This window comes from Candidatus Enterococcus avicola (assembly GCF_047470845.1).
Lineage (GTDB): Bacteria > Bacillota > Bacilli > Lactobacillales > Enterococcaceae > Enterococcus_D > Enterococcus_D casseliflavus.
Window position 1 is genome coordinate 39758 of the sequence record NZ_JBLGTY010000008.1, and the last position, 20182, is coordinate 59939.

The 20182-nt window shown below is 38.1% G+C and carries 20 protein-coding genes; 7 read left to right on the forward strand and 13 right to left on the reverse strand.

Annotation, left to right across the window (positions count from 1 at the left end; all coding sequences use genetic code 11):
* Positions 1 to 69 precede the first annotated feature (69 nt).
* The 3 genes from bglX to ACI3E5_RS08725 all read right to left on the reverse strand — a co-directional run bounded on the left by bglX (position 70) and on the right by ACI3E5_RS08725 (position 5123).
* Positions 70 to 2313 carry a beta-glucosidase BglX gene (gene bglX, locus ACI3E5_RS08715; protein WP_322743854.1) on the reverse strand — a complete coding sequence of 748 codons (2244 nt, stop codon included), beginning with the start codon at positions 2311 to 2313 and terminating at the stop codon, positions 70 to 72.
* Positions 2306 to 3772 carry a glycoside hydrolase family 43 protein gene (locus ACI3E5_RS08720; protein ID WP_194185387.1) on the reverse strand — a complete coding sequence of 489 codons (1467 nt, stop codon included), beginning with the start codon at positions 3770 to 3772 and terminating at the stop codon, positions 2306 to 2308. Before ACI3E5_RS08720 ends, bglX begins: the two co-directional genes overlap by 8 nt.
* A 73-nt stretch (positions 3773 to 3845) precedes the next feature.
* A complete protein-coding gene (locus ACI3E5_RS08725; protein ID WP_194185386.1) occupies positions 3846 to 5123 on the reverse strand; it encodes a PTS sugar transporter subunit IIC in 1278 nt (425 codons plus the stop codon).
* Positions 5124 to 5299: 176 nt separating this feature from the next.
* Here ACI3E5_RS08725 and ACI3E5_RS08730 point away from each other — a divergent pair, with 176 nt between their 5' ends.
* Both ACI3E5_RS08730 and ACI3E5_RS08735 read left to right on the forward strand, forming a co-directional pair.
* A complete protein-coding gene (locus ACI3E5_RS08730; RefSeq protein WP_194185385.1) occupies positions 5300 to 6289 on the forward strand; it encodes an AraC family transcriptional regulator in 990 nt (329 codons plus the stop codon).
* Between the two features lie 142 nt (positions 6290 to 6431).
* Positions 6432 to 6740, forward strand: coding sequence for a hypothetical protein (locus tag ACI3E5_RS08735; protein WP_034695606.1), 309 nt, complete (start codon positions 6432 to 6434; stop codon positions 6738 to 6740).
* Here ACI3E5_RS08735 and ACI3E5_RS08740 read toward each other — a convergent pair.
* The 5 genes from ACI3E5_RS08740 to ACI3E5_RS08760 all read right to left on the reverse strand — a co-directional run bounded on the left by ACI3E5_RS08740 (position 6737) and on the right by ACI3E5_RS08760 (position 10786).
* Positions 6737 to 6952, reverse strand: coding sequence for a Rid family hydrolase (locus tag ACI3E5_RS08740; protein WP_411814121.1), 216 nt, complete (start codon positions 6950 to 6952; stop codon positions 6737 to 6739). The two genes, ACI3E5_RS08735 and ACI3E5_RS08740, sit on opposite strands and share 4 nt — an antisense overlap.
* Positions 6953 to 6978: 26 nt before the next feature.
* Positions 6979 to 8367, reverse strand: coding sequence for a tryptophanase (locus tag ACI3E5_RS08745; protein WP_194185384.1), 1389 nt, complete (start codon positions 8365 to 8367; stop codon positions 6979 to 6981).
* 83 nt (positions 8368 to 8450) lie between these two features.
* Entirely contained in the window at positions 8451 to 8945 is a 495-nt protein-coding gene (locus ACI3E5_RS08750; RefSeq protein WP_194185383.1) for a nucleoside recognition domain-containing protein, read from the reverse strand.
* Entirely contained in the window at positions 8942 to 9583 is a 642-nt protein-coding gene (locus tag ACI3E5_RS08755) for a nucleoside recognition domain-containing protein (RefSeq protein WP_010748307.1), read from the reverse strand. Before ACI3E5_RS08755 ends, ACI3E5_RS08750 begins: the two co-directional genes overlap by 4 nt.
* Positions 9584 to 9601: 18 nt before the next feature.
* Positions 9602 to 10786, reverse strand: a complete 1185-nt coding sequence (locus ACI3E5_RS08760; protein WP_194185382.1) for a M20 family metallopeptidase — start codon at positions 10784 to 10786, stop codon at positions 9602 to 9604.
* A 148-nt stretch (positions 10787 to 10934) separates the two neighbouring features.
* Here ACI3E5_RS08760 and ACI3E5_RS08765 point away from each other — a divergent pair, with 148 nt between their 5' ends.
* Together ACI3E5_RS08765 and ACI3E5_RS08770 are read left to right on the forward strand one after the other, a co-directional pair.
* On the forward strand, positions 10935 to 11864 hold the full coding sequence (locus tag ACI3E5_RS08765) for a LysR family transcriptional regulator (protein WP_194185381.1): 930 nt from the start codon (positions 10935 to 10937) through the stop codon (positions 11862 to 11864).
* A 331-nt stretch (positions 11865 to 12195) separates the two neighbouring features.
* A complete protein-coding gene (locus ACI3E5_RS08770; protein ID WP_005226030.1) occupies positions 12196 to 12696 on the forward strand; it encodes a hypothetical protein in 501 nt (166 codons plus the stop codon).
* 174 nt (positions 12697 to 12870) lie between these two features.
* Here ACI3E5_RS08770 and ACI3E5_RS08775 read toward each other — a convergent pair whose 3' ends face one another.
* The 4 genes from ACI3E5_RS08775 to ACI3E5_RS08790 all read right to left on the reverse strand — a co-directional run bounded on the left by ACI3E5_RS08775 (position 12871) and on the right by ACI3E5_RS08790 (position 18291).
* The gene (locus tag ACI3E5_RS08775; protein WP_194185380.1) at positions 12871 to 13560 is read right to left on the reverse strand and encodes an ABC transporter ATP-binding protein; all 690 of its coding nucleotides are present in this window, start codon (positions 13558 to 13560) and stop codon (positions 12871 to 12873) included.
* Complete coding sequence (locus tag ACI3E5_RS08780) at positions 13554 to 14753, reverse strand: Tat pathway signal sequence domain protein (RefSeq protein WP_194185379.1); 1200 nt, start codon at positions 14751 to 14753, stop codon at positions 13554 to 13556. The genes ACI3E5_RS08775 and ACI3E5_RS08780 overlap by 7 nt, the downstream gene beginning before the upstream one ends.
* Complete coding sequence (locus tag ACI3E5_RS08785; RefSeq protein WP_194185378.1) at positions 14750 to 15853, reverse strand: hypothetical protein; 1104 nt, start codon at positions 15851 to 15853, stop codon at positions 14750 to 14752. The genes ACI3E5_RS08780 and ACI3E5_RS08785 overlap by 4 nt, the downstream gene beginning before the upstream one ends.
* Before the next feature lie 374 nt (positions 15854 to 16227).
* Positions 16228 to 18291 (reverse strand): glycosyl hydrolase 115 family protein, encoded by a 2064-nt coding sequence (locus ACI3E5_RS08790; RefSeq protein WP_438781322.1) that lies wholly within the window; start codon positions 18289 to 18291, stop codon positions 16228 to 16230.
* Positions 18292 to 18697: 406 nt separating this feature from the next.
* On the opposite strand from ACI3E5_RS08790, the gene ACI3E5_RS08795 reads away from it, so the two are divergent.
* The 3 genes from ACI3E5_RS08795 to ACI3E5_RS08805 are packed head-to-tail and all read left to right on the forward strand — an operon-like array spanning position 18698 to position 19647.
* Positions 18698 to 19102, forward strand: coding sequence for a hypothetical protein (locus tag ACI3E5_RS08795; RefSeq protein WP_118215235.1), 405 nt, complete (start codon positions 18698 to 18700; stop codon positions 19100 to 19102).
* A gap of 39 nt (positions 19103 to 19141) precedes the next feature.
* Entirely contained in the window at positions 19142 to 19255 is a 114-nt protein-coding gene (locus tag ACI3E5_RS08800) for an AAA family ATPase (RefSeq protein WP_221928419.1), read from the forward strand.
* The gene (locus ACI3E5_RS08805) at positions 19252 to 19647 is read left to right on the forward strand and encodes a hypothetical protein (protein WP_221928418.1); all 396 of its coding nucleotides are present in this window, start codon (positions 19252 to 19254) and stop codon (positions 19645 to 19647) included. Before ACI3E5_RS08800 ends, ACI3E5_RS08805 begins: the two co-directional genes overlap by 4 nt.
* Before the next feature lie 213 nt (positions 19648 to 19860).
* On the opposite strand, the gene ACI3E5_RS08810 is transcribed toward ACI3E5_RS08805, so the two are convergent.
* Positions 19861 to 20112: a hypothetical protein gene (locus ACI3E5_RS08810; protein WP_015509648.1), complete on the reverse strand. Its 252-nt coding sequence runs from the start codon at positions 20110 to 20112 to the stop codon at positions 19861 to 19863.
* Positions 20113 to 20182: the final 70 nt, after the last annotated feature.

Genomic DNA, 20182 nt, shown 5'->3' on the forward strand with positions numbered 1-20182 from the left:
ACCTTGTTTGAAATGTTAGAAGTAGTTAAAGGATCAGAAAGCGTTTCGTGTCAGAAAATGACCATATATTCATAGAAGTTCGAAAGTCGCTGCTTCACCTTCTGCAGAATTTTTCCCAATAAACAAAGTAAACAATCCAGGTTCGACGCCAAAAGTCAGATCTTTTTGATAGTAAAAAAGATCTTCTTTAGTTATCGTGAACAAAACGGTTATTTCTTCGTATGGAGACAACGGAATTTTTTTATATTTTTTTAATTCTTTCACTGGCCTAACTACCGATCCAACGTGATCTCTGATATAAAGCTGGACTGTCTCCAATCTTGAGTAAGCAGAATTGTTGCGGATCGTAATTTCAGCTTCCAACGTTTCATTCATGGTTGAATCACTCAATTTTAACGAATGGTATGATGCTTCCCCAAAACTCAACCCATAACCAAATGGAAAGAGCGGCTCGTTTGAGCAATCCAGATACTTCGAAACGAAACGTCCTGTATGTGTCTTGCTGTTCAATGGTCTTCCAGTATTGAAGTGATTGTAGTAAAGTGGCAGCTGCCCTACATCTTCTGGGAAGCTCATACTTAAACGACCAGAAGGATTGACCTTCCCAAAAAGTATGTCAACGATTGCTTGTGCTCCTTCTGTACCGGGAAACCATGCCTGTAATATTGCATCCATTTGTTTTGTTTCTTCTTTTAACACCAGTGGGCGACCACTGAAATTGATCAAGATATTTTTTTTACCAAGAGCGGTCATTTTTTTAATAAAAGCTCTTTGAACAGCTGGTAAATGAAGGTCCGTTCGACTGCCAGCTTCCCCACTTTGCAAACTGTGTTCCCCCATAGCAAAAAGTATAATGTCTGCCTCAGTGCCAGCTTTCAACGCTTCTTTCAGCCAAAGATCTTGCTGTGCAGCTGATGAGGAGTTGCCACTGGCAGTATAGCCAAAGTCTCCAAGTATAGAATCATCTTCTAAAAGCGGACAACCTGGTTCGTAATGAACATATTTTTCCGACACTGTATTTTGGAGCGCCGTTTTTAATGTTGGGACATCCTCTGTTTTTCCGTGTACTGCCCATAAACCAATCATTGCTTGGTTGTCACCATATGGACCAACGAGTAATATTTTCTCTTTTTTTGGAGTAAGAGGAAGTACCTCTTGCTTATTCTGCAATAAAACGATCGCTTCGGAGGCAACTTTTCGTGCAAGTTTCCGGTTCTCTTCGGATAAAAGTATTTGAGCTTCTACTTCTTCTGAACTGCCACGGAAGGGATCTTCAAACAGCCCTAAATCCTTTTTAAGTTTTAAGACATGATACACAGCGTCATCGATCAATCGCTGATCGATCGCACCACTTTCCAGCAGCGGACGAAGCTCTTTCGCATAACATCGGGTTTTCATATCGATGTCATTTGTTGCTTCGATCGCTAATTTGGCCGCTTCTCGATCATCCGTAGCAATCCCATGAGGAATTAATTCTTGAACAGCTGCATAATCCGAAATAACGACTCCATCAAACTGCCATTCTTCTCTTAAAATTTGTTTGATCAAAAATTGATTAGCAGTAGCGGGAATACCATCATACGTATTAAAAGAAGTCATGACTAGTTTGCATCCAGCCTCGACAGCCGCTTTATAGCCGCTTAAGTAGTCTTGACGCAGTTTGCGTTCGCTCATATCAACTGTATTATAATCTCGTCCTCCTTCTGCTGCACCATAAGCAGCAAAATGTTTAACACAGGCAGCGATTCCGAGCAGTGTTCCCCCTTTTTCTTGCTGAATGCCTTCTACCATTGCTTTCGCAAAATCAGCATTTAGCAGCGGATCCTCTCCTGTCGACTCCAAGCATCGCCCCCATCGAGCATCGCGTACTAAGTCGACCATTGGTGCATATGTTACGTGTGCGCCAGCCGCTCTTGCTTCTTGTGCTGCGGCTTGATAGGCGCTTTGGATCAATGCTGGATTCCATGTTGCTCCCAATCCCAGAGGGATCGGAAAGACTGTTCGGTATCCATAGATGATATCTGCCATGAACAATAGTGGGATTTTGTGTCGACTTTTTCTTAAGTAGTCTGTTTGAATCTTTCGAGTTACTTGGGCACCTGTGACGTTCAATACCGAACCGACAACATCGATGGTCTGTTGTTCGATGCCAAGTTTTTGCTGAGGACCCAAAGACAAATCGCTTCCGTGAAAGAATTCTCCAGATAACTGCACCAATTGGCCGATTTTTTCGTCTAAGGTCAGTTGGTTGACTAATTGTACCAGTGTTTGATTTTTCATATTATTACTCCTCGCATAGTTTTTTCTATTGATATCTTAGTTCTGGTGTGATGAATCGAGTCTTTCCTGTAGCTGCTTCTGCAAAGACTCCTAACTGGACACCGGTAAATTTTGAGTCAGAACATTCATTTGTAAAATGACGTACAGCGATTTGATCTTTGAACACTACTGTATTCGTTTCATCTAAAATCAGCAGGTGGTAGCTGTTGCTGTCTCCAGACAATTTCAGAGTCAACCGCTCTCTATCTTTTAAATTATTGGATCGATACAGAAGTAAATCAAAGATGTTTTTCCTGCCAAAAAGTTCTGTTTGGTGTTTTGTTTTTCGCAATCCAAATTGGCAAAAATGCAAGTCATCCTTGTAGATTGCTATACCAAAAGTCCCCTCCTGACATTCGTCGACCATCAAAGTGGTTTCAAAGCAGCAGGTAGTATCAGCTTGACATAAGGACAAAAAGGCAATGGGCTCGTCCTTAGAAGTTCCTAAACGAGTCGGTAAGTTATCAATGATCAAATCAGTATCATACGTATAATCAATTGGCAAACGTACACTCTGCAACTTCTTGCAGAGAAAAGGTACTAGTTCATTCCGCTGCTTAACGCTTTTTGAAAAACGATCTGTTTCAACTTCAACCGATGCATTCCCTGTCTGATTGACAACTGGCCAACCATCTATCCACTCTACAGGTAATAAAATCGTTTCACGACCAAGCAGGGTGAAATGACGGTTGGGCCTAGTCGCAAGAGCTGTCAGCCACCAAGAACCTTTTTTGTCTTGAAAAAAATCTGCGTGCCCTACGGCTTGAAGCCTCGATTTGATATCTCTATTAGAGAGGATAGGATTCGTATTAGCTCCTTCATACGGACCATTGATTGAATTGCTTCTTTGAATCGTTACCATATGGCCTTCTCTTGTGCCACCTTCTGCCAATACAAGATAGTACCATTCGTCTTTCTTGAATAGATGCGGTGCTTCTGCGTCGCGTCCACCGCAACCTTGGCTGATTTCTACCGGATCTGTCAGCATTTTCCCGCTGTAAGGATCGATTTCAAATTGTAGAATGCTGTTTTTCCCTTTCATTGATGCAGCAAGTTGGAAGAAAAATCGGCCATCAATAAATGAAATTGAGGGATCGATCCCAAAAGGACAATCGATCCAGATTGGATCAGACCAACCATGGTCAAGGTTTTTCGTATGGCAGATGAAATTCCCTTGGGTGACATTTGTACATACTAGAAAATATGTTTCCTCAAAGAAGCGGATCGTTGGGGCAAAAAGTCCCATCGAGTTGCTGATTTCTTTCAGATTGATATGATTCGGACAATCAATCGCATACTGCTTAAAATGCCAATTGAGCAGATCCTGGCTTTCAAAAATCGGCAGACAAGGAAAAAATTCAAAACTTGAACAGACTATATAGTAGGATTTCCCATCGAAACAGATACTCGGATCAGGATGAAATCCTTTGATAATCGGATTGGTATACTTCATTGTGCTCCTCTTTTCTCTTTTAGTGCCACATGTAAAAAGAAGAAAGCGACACTAGCCGCTTTCTTCATCGAGTTTACACTTTCTCCTTCAATGCGGCTTGTTCCAATTGATAGGTTTCTTTATCCAGCTTTTTAAACCACGGATACCATAATATCGGTGACAAAATCAGTTGAATGAACAACTGTAGAATGATAATCGATAGTTTCCCTTGAACAGCTGCATGGAACCCAATTGGTAAACCGAAAATGGCAGTAACACCAGTAAAACGAGCGACAAATCCAAAACGTGTTAAAACATAAGCTAAAATTAAAGCAATGCTATTATTGGTAATGAATGGTACCGCTAATTTAAAGTTTAATACCAAAGGCGTACCAAAAATCAATGGTTCAGTGATTCCGAAAAGAGCTGGAACAATTGCGACTTTCCCTGTTTCTCGATACTGCTTGCTTTTCGCTCGCAGCATTAATAATGCTAATCCTAAGCCCATACCGCTCCAAGTTATGATCATAAAGAATGCATAGCCAGTAATGTTTGGCGGTGTTTGGCCTGCCGCAACAGCGTTTAAGTTCTCGACGTCCATTGCCATCCACAGGGCTTGAACGATCGGCATAACGACATTTGTTCCATGAATACCGAAAAACCACAAAACCTGTTGAATCAGTGAGATCAGAATGACTGCACTGATTGATCCTCCGATCCCTTGAAGCGGTTCTTGTATGATACTGTAAACAAACTGATGCATGTTGCCGAAGCTGGTTGCTTCAAAGAGTGAATTTAATACAATGAAGAGCACACTGATAAGAACCGTAGGCAAAATTGATTCAAATACTTTTGTTACCATAGGAGGTACACCTGCTGGCATTTTGATCGTCCAACCTTTGTCTTTCAGCCAAATATATACTCTTCCACTTACCAAACCAACGATCATTGCGGAAAATACTCCTTGTGCACTTAGCCAAGTAGCTGGAATCGCGCTGACTTCGTCCGTCGTTGTACCTAGAGGGGTAATGATAAAGAAACAAAGCAATGCGATAATAGCAGCGGAAATACCATCTTCTGACGGACGTAGATTTTTCACTAAATGATAAGCCATTAATACCACGACATAAACAGCCATCGAGCCAATAGTTATTTGATTTAGTTTGCTAAAAACATTTGCGAAACCAGCTAAAAATGAAAGTGCTGGAAGACTATTAGGTAATACTAGAAGTAAAACAGCGATCGAGCCGATCAAAATAGGACCTAGTGTCCCCATCATCGCACCGGAGATCGATTTTAAATAAGCATTGTTGCCTAATTTGTCAAAAAAAGGACTTAATTTATCGAAATAACCTGTGATTTTTTCTTTCATAATATTTCCTTCCAATCATTTATTGTTGATTTGATAGCGCCTTCAATTTCAACTTGTTTTCAATATAACAAATTATTCTACTGACGCGAATATCAATAAACGCTTTCTTTTTAACAAAAACACAGATTTGACTACTCGATAACGGATTGTTAAAATCGAAAAAAAGGAGTAAAACGATGGACCATTTAGCGCTAGACAACTTGATCCGTGAAGTTTCTTCTCATGAAGAAGCTTACCGTGACGGCAATTTAAAACCCGACTATTCAGATTTTAAAAAAGTAGTTGTTAACGATCAAGAAGTTCTTTGTATGGAACTGACAGATTCACAGATGATTACTAAAGATCAGCCGTTTTTTATAAAACGACATTCTCGTTTTCAGAATTATCCTATTCACTGTCATGATTGGATTGAATTTAACTATATGTATGCTGGAAAATGTCAGCAGATCATTAACAATGAACCACATTTTCTGTATGAAGGGCAAATTTTGCTGATGGATGCAAATACTGTTCACAAGATTGAACCGCTTGGCGAAGATGATATTCTCATTAATTTGATTATTCCCAAGTACTATTTAACTGCAAATTTCTTCAACCGTTTTTCCTCGGACAGCGTTTTGACTTCATTTTTTATTGAAGCCATCACTCATGGAATGAAACATGATCGATTTATTCATTTTGCTTCAGAAACAAGGACACGTCTACAGTTCTTTTTTAAAGAGTTGTTATGCGAATGGTTTGATCGTTCCACAGCATATACCGACATTTGTGAAGGATTGTTGAGTTTGATCATTTCGGATCTTGTGAATATCTATCAAGATTCTTATACGGACCGTTCCGATCAATATCGAAAGAGCCCGATTGTTCCAATTTTGAAATACATCGAGAAAAATTACGCAAATTTGACTTTGAAAGAATTATCGGAACAATTCAACCTTAATCCCAATTATCTGTCCAATCTTTTAAAAAAACATACCGGCTATTCTTACAAAAAACTTGTAATCAATCAACGTATCTTGGCAGCAGATCGTTTTTTACTTTCAACCGACATGGATATCGTTGATATTTCGCAGCAAGTCGGCTTTGAGAATATTAATTTCTTTTACCAAAAATTTAAAGAAGTTTACGGTGTCACTCCGGGTATGAGGAGAAAATTACATTTTTGATCAACGCCTAGGATTGACTGAGAAAACTGTCTTCGTTTTGTCCGTTGTTCTTCGATGACTGGCATCGTCCAACTCCGCTTGGTAATTTTACAAGGAGGTCTGTCTGCTCAACCGGACTAAAATGGAAGATTGGTGATTCGTAATGAGTATAGATCAAATACTTAAGAGTAAGCATTCTTTCTCATCTTCCCTTCTATTTTTAACGTTTGATGGAGGGAATTGCAAACCAGATAAATTCACTAAACAAAAAATCCAGCTGATCGCTGGATTTTTTTGCTTCGAAACTAGGATAAATATTTTACGGGATTTCCCGCTATCACTTCAATTTCAATTAAAGCATTTAGCGGCAGCTCAGCAATTTGAAATGCACTGCGTGCTGGATAGGGTTTTGAAAGATAAGATACCGGATAAAAACAGCATTCACATCACTCATATGCTTGATGTCCTTTAAAATACAGTGACTTTTAGAATATGACTGAATTGAAGATCAACAGCTGCTAGCATCCGCTGAATATTTGTGAATATGTGCTCTGTCTGGTCAATAATGCCCTTGGTCAGTTCATTATTTTTGGGTTGATTCCGAACTATCCAGAAAGGAAAACAAATCTTTCGTTGTGATTCCTTGGGATTATGGGCCGATAGCTTGCGGTGCTTCTTTTGTATGAATAATTCTTTTCATTTCAAGCGCCTCAGTTTAAAGGAGCTAAATGCGCTTGGAAGTGGCGAAGAATTGGTGGTTCCCATGTTATCTTATAATCCTGTTGGATCGTATGTGCTCGTTTTTTCACTGAAATCAACGCATCTGCTATAGTGTCCAGATGAGACTGCGTATAGACTCTTCTTGGAATTGCAAGACGGCTGAATTCAAAGTCGGCTTCTAATTGTTTGTTCGTATCTGGATCGTTGCCTAACATATACGACCCAATGTCGCAGGTACGTATACCTGCTTCTTTATAGAGCTCAATACACAATGTCTGTCCTGGATACTCATAATAAGGAATTTGTGGATACATCTCTGCTGCATCAATGAAAACACCATGTCCGCCAACTGGAGATTGATAGGCAATCCCCGCTTCATCTAGTCGCGAAGCCAAATACTCCATTTGTCCGATCCGATACTTCAAATAATTTTCATCTATTCCTTCATACAAACCTATTGCCATCGCTTCAAGATCACGACCTGCTAATCCACCATAAGTGAAAAATCCTTCATAGCTTATACAGTTTGCTTTCACTTTAAGAACAAGTGGTGATTCTTTCTCTTTGATCCCTAACAAGCCGCCCATATTGACAATGGCATCTTTTTTTGCTGACATTGTAAACATGTCTCCGTATTGAAACATCTCTCGAACGATTTCTTTCACCGCTTTGTCTTGGTATCCTTCTTCATCACGTTTGATGAAGTGCGCATTTTCAGCAAAACGAGCGGCATCAATACAAAGTGGAATCTCATACTTTTTACAAATATCTGACACTTCTTGCAAGTTTTTCATTGAAACAGGTTGTCCTCCTGCCGAGTTATTCGTAATTGTCATTACAACTAATCCGACATTGTCTGATCCTTTTTCGAGAATCGTTTTCTCCAGTTTTTCAACATCCATATTCCCTTTGAACTTCGCTCGAATATGCGGATTCTTAGCTTCTTCAATTACACAGTCAATGGGTCTGGCTCCTGCTAAGATCACGTGAGCTCGTGTCGTGTCGAAAAACATATTGGAAATAGCGAACATTCCTTCTGATAAAAACAATGGAAGCAGCACTTTTTCTGCCGCACGACCTTGGTGTACAGGTTGAATATACCCATAGTCAAAAATGTCCTTTCCAGCTTCGATTAATTTATAGTAGCTGGATGAACCGGCATAGGCCTCGTCTCCTTGCATTACACCTGCCCATTGGGTCTGGCTCATAGCATTTGTACCTGAATCAGTCAAAAGGTCAATGTAACAATCTTCTCCTCGTAAGTGAAACAGATTGTAGTTTGCCTCTTTGATTTTTTTAACCCGTTCGGCACGACTTAACATCTTTAACGGTTCTACTGCTTTGATTCTAAATGGTTCTGCAACATATTTTCTTTCCATCATAAAACCTCCTAGATATGATTTATAAAATACCCCGGTTATCGATCTATGATGAGCGGACAGTATATTATCAAATTAATACATTATTGAATATTCATAAGCGACAAAATAAAACGCATAATCAGTAAAGATAGAAACGCATCAAAAACAGGAATAAACAGCATAAATAAGTGCCATTTTTTATTCGTTCCAGCGACTAACACAATTCTTGCGTAATGACCAATCAAAGTCCCCATCAAGATGCATGCGGGAAATAGCATCGTTGCTTGTCCTACTGTTAATACGCCGGAAGCGTATAAAGTAGCAGCTGTAGCACACCCAGATGCCTTGGCGAAAAAAGCCGAAATTAGAACTGCGACAGCCGCACCTGGCAGACCAAACAAGCCCATAACTGGAGAAAAAATGTTTCCCAAGATATCTAACAGGCCTGTTTCGGTCAAAACATAAATCAATGTATAGCCAAGTATCATTGCGGGAATAATATTTTTTACAGCAACTTGAAATCCCTTGGCACAATCTTTTAAAAAAATATCAACCACTGAAGGTGTCATCCCAATATCATTTTGTTTTCCTGTCATGTCTGATTTCCTCTCTTCTCCATAGAAACTTTACGCTTGTCTTGTTTGTTTATAAGGTATCGAACAAGATTGGCGCCAACTATTTTACAAATGATTTGAACGAGCAAGATAGGTCCTAATGCGATTGGACTGATCAAAAGTAATGGAGCGCCGCCAGTTATTGTATTGTTGATAGGCGCCGATCCTGCATATTGGTAAGCAACAAATGCGGTTCTTTGCCCATCTGTCATTTCTTTTTTTTCTACTAAATCCCGAGTCATTACTGCAGCTACATCAGAACCTGTAAAACTACTGATAAATGCAACGCCTGCACTTCCTGGAATGCCTAATAAAGGTTTGAGTATTGGACTGAATAGTTTTTGCGAAGCTTCATAAACACCTAAATGCTCGAATACATCAAGTAATCCGCAAAAGAGCATGATCGCCGGCAATAAATTCAAGCCCACTAAGAATCCCTCTCTTGCACCAAAACCGCCAGTTCCCAAAAAGTTTGTATTCGTATCACCAATCAAACCGAATTGCCCGCTGAGATTGGTAAAATCGAAAACTCTCAAGAATGAATCACTTTCTCTAAATGCGCCAGACAGAATAACAACTAACAAAATCAGTGACAACCAACTTTTGATCTTCGTTTTCATTCGGACCTCTCCCATCTCTTATGGATATTGATAGACAGCTGCAGCTGCTAATTTTGTTCTTGAAAATAAAGATTCAACCTCGGCATATTCATTCAATGTGTGATTATTCTTCCCTTTACATCCCAATCCGCATAAAGTTGGGACGCCATTAACTACAGCGATCGCTGAATCAGAAATTCCTCCAACAGAAAACGGATGAATCGATCCATATCCTGAATCAAGAGCTGCTTGTTTAAAGTGTTCAAATAATGCCATTACTTCAGGGGTAGTTTCCATACAATCCATGCCCATCTCAAGATTTATTTTTGCTGTTGTTCCATCAATAAAGCTTGTTTTTGCAATTCGGTCTACAGCTGAAACAATCTCATTTTTAATTTTCATGGTTGGAAATCGATAAGCAATACGGATCTCACATTCTTCTGGAATCGTATTTTCACCTATCCCTCCGTTGACCATTCCACAATTCAGCAGTTTTCCTACCGAGATGTCGTTTTCTTTTTCAAGCTCAATAATTTTATACGCTGCTTCCAAGATGGCACTTCTTCCTTTTTCGGGCTCAATGCCGGAATGGGCAGCTATACCTTTGATTTTTAAGGATATGATCCCTCCGCCTTTTCGTCCAACAACTATACCATCATCTTGGTAACCTGTTTCGAAGTTCAATGCAGCGGCAGCCCCTCTTATTTCAGAAGCCAGCACTTCGGCTGCTGTGGAGTCCTTGTGCATCGTTTCTTCATCACCCGCAAGGACTAACTTTATCGGGTAACGTGTGTAGCCGATTTCTTTTAATGCTTTGATCGTATAAAGAGCGATAACCAGTCCGCCTTTCATATCGAGAACACCGGGACCATGTGCAAAGCCATTATCATCGATAGAAAATGGAAACTTTTTTATTACTCCTGGTTGAAAAACGGTATCCGTGTGCCCAAGAAAGATGATTGGTTTTTCCTTGTTGGTATTTTTCCAAAAGGCTGTGAACACATCTCCCGCGTTAGGCATTGAGAGGACCTTTGTTTCTAATCCAATATCTTCCAGCTCTGACTTAATTACGCTGATTACTTTTGCCACTCCTTCTTTTTGCTTTGGCCCACTTTCAATGTTGACCAGTTCCTCCCATAACTCAATCATCTCGGTTCTTTTACTCTCCACATAGGTGTCGATTTGCTTCATAATCATTTTATTTTTTGTTTGCAGCTTGTCCATATTGTTGCCTCCTTAGGTTGAAATAGGAACACATCTGAGAACGTTCTCGTTATCTTAACTTAATAGTATCAGAATTTTCTTGCAATTCGCATAATCAATTTGTTATAGTCTGGGTATAACTATTCGTTATACCAAAGAGGAGGAAACCATGCAGTTTCAGCAATTAATTTATTTCAATGAAATAATTAAAGCAAAAAGCATGAATCGAGCAGCGAATAATCTATATTTATCACAGCCGAGTTTAAGTAAATCGATGCAAATGCTTGAAGAGGAAATCGGTACTAAGTTATTTATTCGTACAAATAAAGGGGTTATACTCACAGAAAATGGCGAAAAGCTCGCTCAATATTCAAAAACGATTTTGGCACAATTAGAGATGATCAAAAAAATTCCGCAAGAAAAATCCCGTAAAGTCTTAAACATTGCTTCTTATCCCTTGATTACAGTCGAAAAAGTTATTGCAGATTTTTATAATGTATATGATTTCCATCCCCTTGTAATCAATTTTGAACAATGTCGGCTTAATGATGTAATTGAAAAAGTGGAAAAATCGGATGCTGAAATTGGAATCATTATGTACAATGAAGCACAGTCAAGAGAAATAAAAAACATTTTGAGACACAAGCACTTGCTTTATACTGAATGGATGACCGATACTTGGTATGTTAATCTCGGAAAAAAGAATCCGTTATACCATTCCAAAATGATTTCAATGGAAGAGTTAAGAAGCTTCCCTGTCATACGAAAACCAGATGATTACTATTCCAGTTTAAGTTTTTATCTCGAAATTGACGGTATCCGCCTTGCCGAGTTGGATAAAGTAATATATACAAATGACAATTCCAGTATCATTACAATGCTGCAAAAAACAGATGTTTTTCGTTTTGGACCGTCGATCAGCAAAAATGAGTTCAACCAATATGGAATAAAAACGATTCCTATCAAGAATTGCCAGGTATTCATAAGAATCGGTTGGATTAAACGAAAAAAAGAAATTTTAAGTAACGAGTCACAGTCATTCATAGAGTTCTTTAAAAGAGAAATTTGTGAAAAAAACAGTGAAAATTTATTACTTTGATTAGGATAAAAACGCAACCTTTGATACCTTTCTATAATTAACCTTTTTCCCTGTGATATCAAAATCTTGATAATACAGGAATGCCTTAAAATGATGATTTAGAAAAGATAATTAAATTACGGATAAGAAACTATGAAAATTTCTTTTAAAGAGCTCAATAATCATTTCATACGGGAAACCTGAGGAAGCGAGAATACTGTTTAAGCAACTGAGACATAGTAAAAAAAATCTGAGATTCTTCATTCTATTTACTAGTAATTAGAATGAGATAGATGTATTATTAAGATAAAAGAAATAAGTTGGTATAATTTTACTTAAAAGGAGAAAATACATGAAAAAAATATTTATTGCCTATTTTTTATGTTCAATGTTGGGTCTTGCAGCTTGTAGCACAGGTACCTCGGATAGTGTATCAACCAAAGAAAGCACTACTCGCACTTCGCTTACAAGTGAAAGTACTCTTTCCAGTTCCTCTTCTACAAATGAATCAATAGCTGAAACAACAACTGGAACAATTCCCAGCCAATCATCTGTTACACAGAACACACAAATCCAATCATCAGATATTGCGACTGATTCAAATACACAAGCGAATGCTGACGGTACGCTTTCTATGGAAGATCAAGCATTAGAAATGCTGTATGCCGCTAGACCAGAAATGAAAAATGACGATTATACATTCGCATTTTTCGGGATGGTTGGTGCTGATTATCTTTTCCGAGGTACAAGCATTTCGATTCGTAATCAAGGCGGATCGGGGACAATAGGATTTTTCCGAGTAACACCTGAAGGTGCTGTGATCGATACCGACTCATCGGGAAATCCTTACTAAATCATCCGTTCTTAATGATTCAAAGTTACTATTAAAAAGTTTTGCGGATTTCAACATCCCCAGAACCGAATAGTTGGATATGTTTTTCATTTTTCGAAGAACAAAATGAATAAAGAGAGAGCAAAAAAGAGTTGTCTTTTGCTTCTCTCTTTTTAATTGACGGTTGTCCTTTTATTATTGGCCCTTCACATAAATCTCCTGATATTTTTCCATCAATGATTTTTTAGGATCATTGTATTCAAACATAACCCCATCTTTCAGAAATAAGATCTGCTGAGAGATCTCCTCCAAATTATACAAAATATGAGAAGAAACCATGATCGCTTTTCCTTCTGCAGCCAGCTGCTGCAAAATAGTCGAAACCAATAAAACATTGGTAGGATCCAGTCCGTTCATCACTTCGTCCATGAACATATATGACGTATCCCCGATTACTTGCATCGCAAAACAGAGCCGTTGACGCATGCCTAATGAATAGGTCGCTACGCGGTTTTTTGCATAATCTTCCATTTGTAGCAGACTAACGATCGTTTCAACCTTCTTTGATGACTTCCAAATACTTTTGTATAGGTCAAGATGTTCAATACCGGTAAATTCCTCGAACAATTCACTTTGATCTGGTAATAGAGATACATTTTCTAATAAGCGGCTTTTTTTCTTTAGCGAAGTGTAATCTTCGCCGTTTAATGTTATCTCACCAGAAAAACGCGGTACTTGTCCCATGATTGCTTTCATCATTGTGGTCTTGCCAGTACCATTTGGCGCTACTAAACCAATAATCGCCTTTTCTGGCAATTCAAAGGAAATATTTTTTAGGATCTGCTTATCTCCAAAATTGACGGATAAATTCTGAATGCTCAACATTTTTTTCGTCTCCCTTCAATCAGATAGGTAAGCAGAAGCAAACCCGTTAAACTAACGATCCAGGCTAATAAGACCCTGACTCCGAAATCAAAACGCATCCGAGGATCATAATAATCAAACCAGCTTCTCCCCAATACGACCTTCCCAATACTAACAAAAGAAGTGGGGAAAAAATGCCAGCTATTGTATGCTCCGCCACCTCGAACCAGATAAAAATTACTGGAAACAAGCAGCAGCAATGAAAACATCGCACTAATAATCTGGGAAGAAAACCACTTATTTAGTAAAAACGTAAATAGAAAACCAAGAATCAGGAACAACACATAGAGAGCAAGGCAACGAAGCAACACGTTTCCCAACGTCGATAAAACAAAATTCACTTCGATACCACTCGTCCAATAAACCGCCACTGGATAATCTAAGCGCCCAACTTCATGGGTAAAGCTATAGAGAAAAACGCAAGCCATGACTGGTAAAAGCAAGCTGAGTCCATACGCTAACCCAGCTGCAGCTTTGGCTAAAAATCTGCGAGACTTGCGCAATGGAAATGTCGCAAGCAGTGTCTCATGTTTTTGGTCCCGTGTAAAACTATCACTAATTCCTAAAATGAAAAAGAAAAGCAAAGCCATTGGCAAGATCGTTTCACTGCTTCTGAGCAAGGCCTGCAAAGCCGTTTTTTCCTCCAAGGCTTGTGCTGTCACCTCCCCCTCATAGCGGGCAAATTCCTGATATTTCAAGATATTTTTTTGATAGTCGTAATGTCCATCGATTTTTGCATTCGGATTATTGTTTAAATAATAAGGAATGTCGTAACGAAGAACCCCAATATCGTTTGCGAATAGCTGCTCGTCAGAAAATCGATACCATTCACTCGTGGCTTCAGCGTATTGCCGCCAATCATGATCATCGATCGCTGCTAATCGCATTTGATCCCATTTGTTCCAAATCGGAAATACACTCAGCGCATAATGAACATAAAAGTGAGTATTTTCATCCACAGTAGTATTTTCTAGAAATGTCTGCCTTTCCGCAACTCTGGTGTTGATAACAGGTCGATTGATTTTATCGATCGGCTCGAAAGTGGATGCGACCTGCAACGTATAGTAGACACCTAAGAAGAAAAGCAGGAAAAAAGAGACATACGTTCTTTTTTGGCGAAACTGTCGCTTTAATTCGAACATCCAGATAGTCATTTCCTTAATCCCCCTTTCAATCGTTGTGTGGTCAACCAAAAAAGAGCGACCGTATAGATGAGCAAGAGGATCAGAGCGAAATAGAAAGAATAGAATGACCAATCACTGGCAAAAGCATAGTCTCCTTGAAGCAGCTGGAAGACATTCAGAAATTGAAATGGTGTAAGCAACCAGATCCGACTAGGAACAATCAGCGGTAATGCCCCAAGTAAACTAGCAAGTAAGCAGGTTTGTAAGACGTCTTTCGTTACAGTAAAAATGAACGAGGTTAAACAAATGGCAAAGCCAGTGATGACAATCGTCATCAGAAAATACAAGAGCAAAAAGAGAAGAAATTCAACTGCTTGAATTTCCCGCAACCAATAGGCAAAAGGATATGAAAAATCAACATGATCAAAAAAGAAAGAACAAAAAACAGCACTGATCAAAAACAAGCTGGTCCCTATGGTGCAAATTGCCAGTCGAATGATGATAGGAATAAAAATTCGGTCTCGTTTTCTAAAAGGTAAGCTGTTGGAAAACTGCGGTCGTTTCACTTCTGAAAGAAAAAGATCTGCTGACCAGAAAACAGTCAAATAAAAAAGTAGTGCGCTATAGAGTAAAAAGACGGTTTTCCAGTAGTCACTGAATCCTTGCTGATTCCAATGAAATTCTTTGCTTTTGGCAAGTACTTGTGTGAACTCACTTGTTTCTTGAACCACTTTTGCCTGTTTTGGAAACAAGGATTGGTCACTTTCAGCGGCATATTGCTCATAGAACGTTTCCATTTTTTCACCATAATCTATACTGGCAGACAGATACCGTTGGCGATTTTCTAACATAGCAGATTGTGTCATGGTTGCTAAAGCGTTGGATTGATCAATAAGACTAAGGTAACGCTCATCAGTATTCTCGACATCGGTCAAATCAATTTTTTGATAACTTTGCAAGGCGATATCGATAGATGATAGTCGTGCCTGAGCAATAGCTGCGACCGTTTCTGTCACATTTTTTTGAATGAAAACAAAAAATAGCGGCAATAACAGCAAGAATACTACTATAAAGCGATGCTTTAGGCTGTTTGTTTCTAATTTTAGGTAAAAGAGTAAGGTGTTTTTCAAAAGACGCTCCTCAATAAATCATTTTTAGAAAGTTCATTATTACATAAAAGCCCATAAAACATTCATTTTGCAAGATATATTTTCGTTTTTATGATTATATATAAATAAACATTAACTTTTTTTGCTATTGTAGTCAATCGATTTTCTACACAAAAACTTCCTAACACTGTAGGCTAGGAAGTTGTCGTAAAACCGTTTATAAATATATGACTTGAAATTTTTCTCAAAAAGATGCTTAAGAACAATTATTTTATGAAATTGGAAAGTTCGCTAAATCCGGGCCAAAATTGCATGGCTATATATCCATAGATAATGACTAAAATTATTAATAAAAAATGTAAAGAGATCTACTCGCGTCTTTAAAAGTACTTATTTCAATACATTAAGGCTACTCTGATTTTTCTTGCTAACTTTTCATCCGTCAACGCTTTTTTAGTATTTGAAAGCAACATAACTCTTGATTCAGTGGGATCCATAATATATTTTCTCTCCCACTGATCTTGATCTGGACCATCGCCAATGATACGAATGTAAGACAACAGACTTTTGATCATCTCTTTTGTCAATGTTAGGTTGGTATAGCCATCATTTTCATAAAAATCATACCATGTATCACTAGGATTTTCCTTCAGTATTTGAATTAGTTGATAGATTTCTTCTAACGCATCGAAAACTATTACAAATACAAAAACCATTTCTTCCCGATCAATCATCTGATAAGCGTCTAACAAATGGAGCAATGCTTTTAACGTTTTGCATTGAACGGCTACTGAGAGGTAAATATCATTAAAAAAGCGAGCATTTTGCGCACGTTTATCCTGAAGGGATGATGTAATCTGCTGGCATCTCAGCAATAGATTCTCCCAGGCTGCTATCTTTTCTCCTACCATAGAGAAAATTTCTGTGACTTGCTCCTTGATTTTCCGATCACCCGTCAACCATTCTATCCTCGGAATTTTTGTTTCTTGCTTGAGCCAAGATTGAATAATTTTTCGAATCAAATAACAGGCAAACTCGTCCCCAGCGGTTTGATCCTCCTGTGTTCCATAGCGAATAATCGCTTCAAAGTAAGCTTCATAGACAGCTTGGATCTCTTCTTGCTGATTTTGATAATATTGTGTTACATGCTCTGAAATTATCTCTTGATTGGTTCGTAACTGATAATCTGCTCGCCAGAAATTCGCTATTTCTTGTAAGAACAAAATATGCGGTTTTATGTTGCCTGTATTGACTAAGACAAACTTATCCATCTTGACTTCTCTAACCGCCATTAACTCTCTAGAAACAAATTCTGGGCTATTAGGCAAGATCGTCAAGAAATTAGATGCTTGTAAATCATGAAAGGCAACGTGATAATAGATTCCTCTTGATTGATTTGGTTTTGATGTGTTTGTTAACACTTCATCTCGTGGATCGTGATTTTCTTGTCTACGAGAAACCATTTTGCCATAACCATTATCCGCCCAAATCTCAATCACATCATCTGGAAGCTCAAGTAAGCCAAGATTAAATAATTCCGTCATCTCCCCATAAATGTTCACTGAACATACTGCATGAGGATCGATTTCTTTAACCATATGGTATTGCAGATGGACGACTTCGTTGATCACTGCTGCTTTTTCCGCTGCTGACAACTGTCGATCAAGATCTTCTGCCCAGAAAGGACAATCCCCTTGTCCCCGAAAACCGAGTGTGTAAATAACGTTGGTACCCTTTTGCTCGTGTAAGGCTTTTTTCCATAATTCCTGAAACAACGCAAAATGTTCCTCATATGAAGCCTTCAAACCAGGATACCTTCTAGCAAACATCTCAGCGCCTAGTGGCTCGGCATGATGATGTGTATAGATCAACCCCATCGCTTGCGCACTTTCTCGATGTCTATGACTGTTCTTATCTGTTCCAGGGATGATGACATTTCCGCCTAAACGTAACAATGTTTCATAAATACGTTCCCATACATATTCATTTGAACCATTATCTTCCCATTGATCCAGCAGCAACTCATCATTAACGAACCAGCCCCGATAGTCCGTTGCAAAATCAGGCAATGTTAAGTCAAAATCTGTCCATTTAATAAACGGCTTTTTTATTGGGGGAATCTCCATAAAATACCAAAAAGGTTGAACATCTAAAATTTTATGTGAGATTTCAAGAACCCCATACATTAATCCTAACGGTGTTTCAGCACACACTTTTACTTTATCTGACGATACGAAAAGCATATGAAAAGCATCCGTTTCATTTTTTCCATCAAGTAAAACCAATTCAATTTCATTTGCCTTCCTCGTGTCTGTCACAACGGTTAAAATGTCACGCTGCAAGATCTCGCAAGCATGTCCAATCACTTCATTTTTCAACTGTTTTGACGTGACAGAAGTATTTTTCGAAATGAAAAATGTTGTTTCCATGTAATCACCCGTTTCATCTTTTTCTTTCATTATTTTAACTCTAATGAAAATCCAACTACTGTACTGTAACTAATATTCTATCTATAACTTGATAGTCAATTCGCTCTTAGAAAAAATAGGACCACATTCTAAAAATCATTCTAATAATCCCCATCTAAACACTTTGAGATCGTTTACAAGTATAGAATAAACGAAACCTTTCCCCAAAAAAATAGAGAAAATCGATGAAAAAATTAAAAAAACAGACTTTTTTCGTATTGTGGTTTTAATCGTCTTCTTTTAAGTAAACACGTCTCTCATAGATAGATTAATTTAATTCAATCAATAATTTCGTCCTTCCCATTACTAGATTGGCGATACAAGTTAGCTTAAATTTCCCTCGCTTAGCACCTTCATCCTGATATAATGAAGTAAATCAACGACAAGGAGCCATAGCATGTCAAAAATAATTATTTCTGGAAGTATCGCTTTTCAAAAGGATTTTGAAGAACTGACGAATACACTTACTGAAAATGGTCATCAGGTGATCAATTATCCAAAAGCCACGGACGATCTTTCTACTCAGTTTCCAACCTTATTCGTAGACTTTTATAAAGACATAGAAAAAGCCGAGATTTTTTATTTATATAACACAGAAAAAAATGGCATCTGCGGTTATATCGGTGCAGCTGGCTTTGCGGAAGCAACCTTTGCTTTGACTCGAAAACTACTGTACGGACAGAAAATCCAATTGTTTTTGCATGAGGAACCGAGTGAAAAAGTAGCTTGCTCTGAAGAGATTGGGCTGTGGAAAGAGAATGGTTGGATCACAGTTAAAAATCTAAACACGTTTTTGGATTGAGAAAAAAATACTTTTTATATGAAAGCTGGCGGTAGTCTGATGAAAAAGCTTATATTGATCAGTGGTACGATGGGAATTGGTAAATCAACTATAACTGAAGAACTATCCAAACAAAGCAGTCTGTTTACCTTGACGGGGATTGGTGCTGGATGATGAATCCGTTTATCGTCAATGAAGAGAATAAGGATATGGTGATCAACAATATCCATTTTCTGTTAAACTCTTTTATCAATAACTCTATGATCAACGTCATTTATTTTTGCTGGGTTATGGATGAGCAAAAAATTGTGGATCGAGTCTTGAACGGCATCGCATTGGAAGATATTGACGTGCAACACTTCTCATTAATTGCCTCGCCAGAAAAATTGCAGAAAAACTTTGAAGGAGATATAACCACCGGGAAACGAACACTATCTGATTTACAGCGTTCACTGGATAGGTTACCAAAATATACTGAATTGCGTTCAAGAAAAATTGATATTTCCCATTACTCTGTTGCGGAGACCGTTTCAAAAATAAGAAAAATAATTTTAGCATCTTCTTAAATATTCCTTCAATTAGTAAATTTTGGCCCATGTTTTTTAACGCAACTATTATCAGAGAGCTACTTCTTGTGACTGACACAAATAAGCCCACACTCATAAGAGCATGGGCTTATTGAGATCATTGTCAATTCTAAATCTTCAATTGAAATCTGGCTTTTATCAATTCAGATTTCAATTGCTGAATAATGGTGACAATTTCTTATTATTCTTCAATTACATATACTTCTCAACTTCATCAATTTCTTTTTGTAGTGCTTTTTCATCGTACTTTTCATACTTACCGGCTTCGTGTGCGATCTTTTTGATTTCATGAATCGCTTTTTTCTCAACGATCCATTTCTTCATACTATGTTTTTTTGCATCTGCATCTAGTGTGTCTAATTCAGCTAAATTTTCATCTAACTTATCAAGAACCTCTGCAATTTTTACCAATGCTTTTGCTTCCTTTTCTTCATAGTTTGTCATAGATATCACTCCTTAAGTATTTGATATATTTATCTTACTGCTGTAATTAAATATTTTCAAATTAAATGTA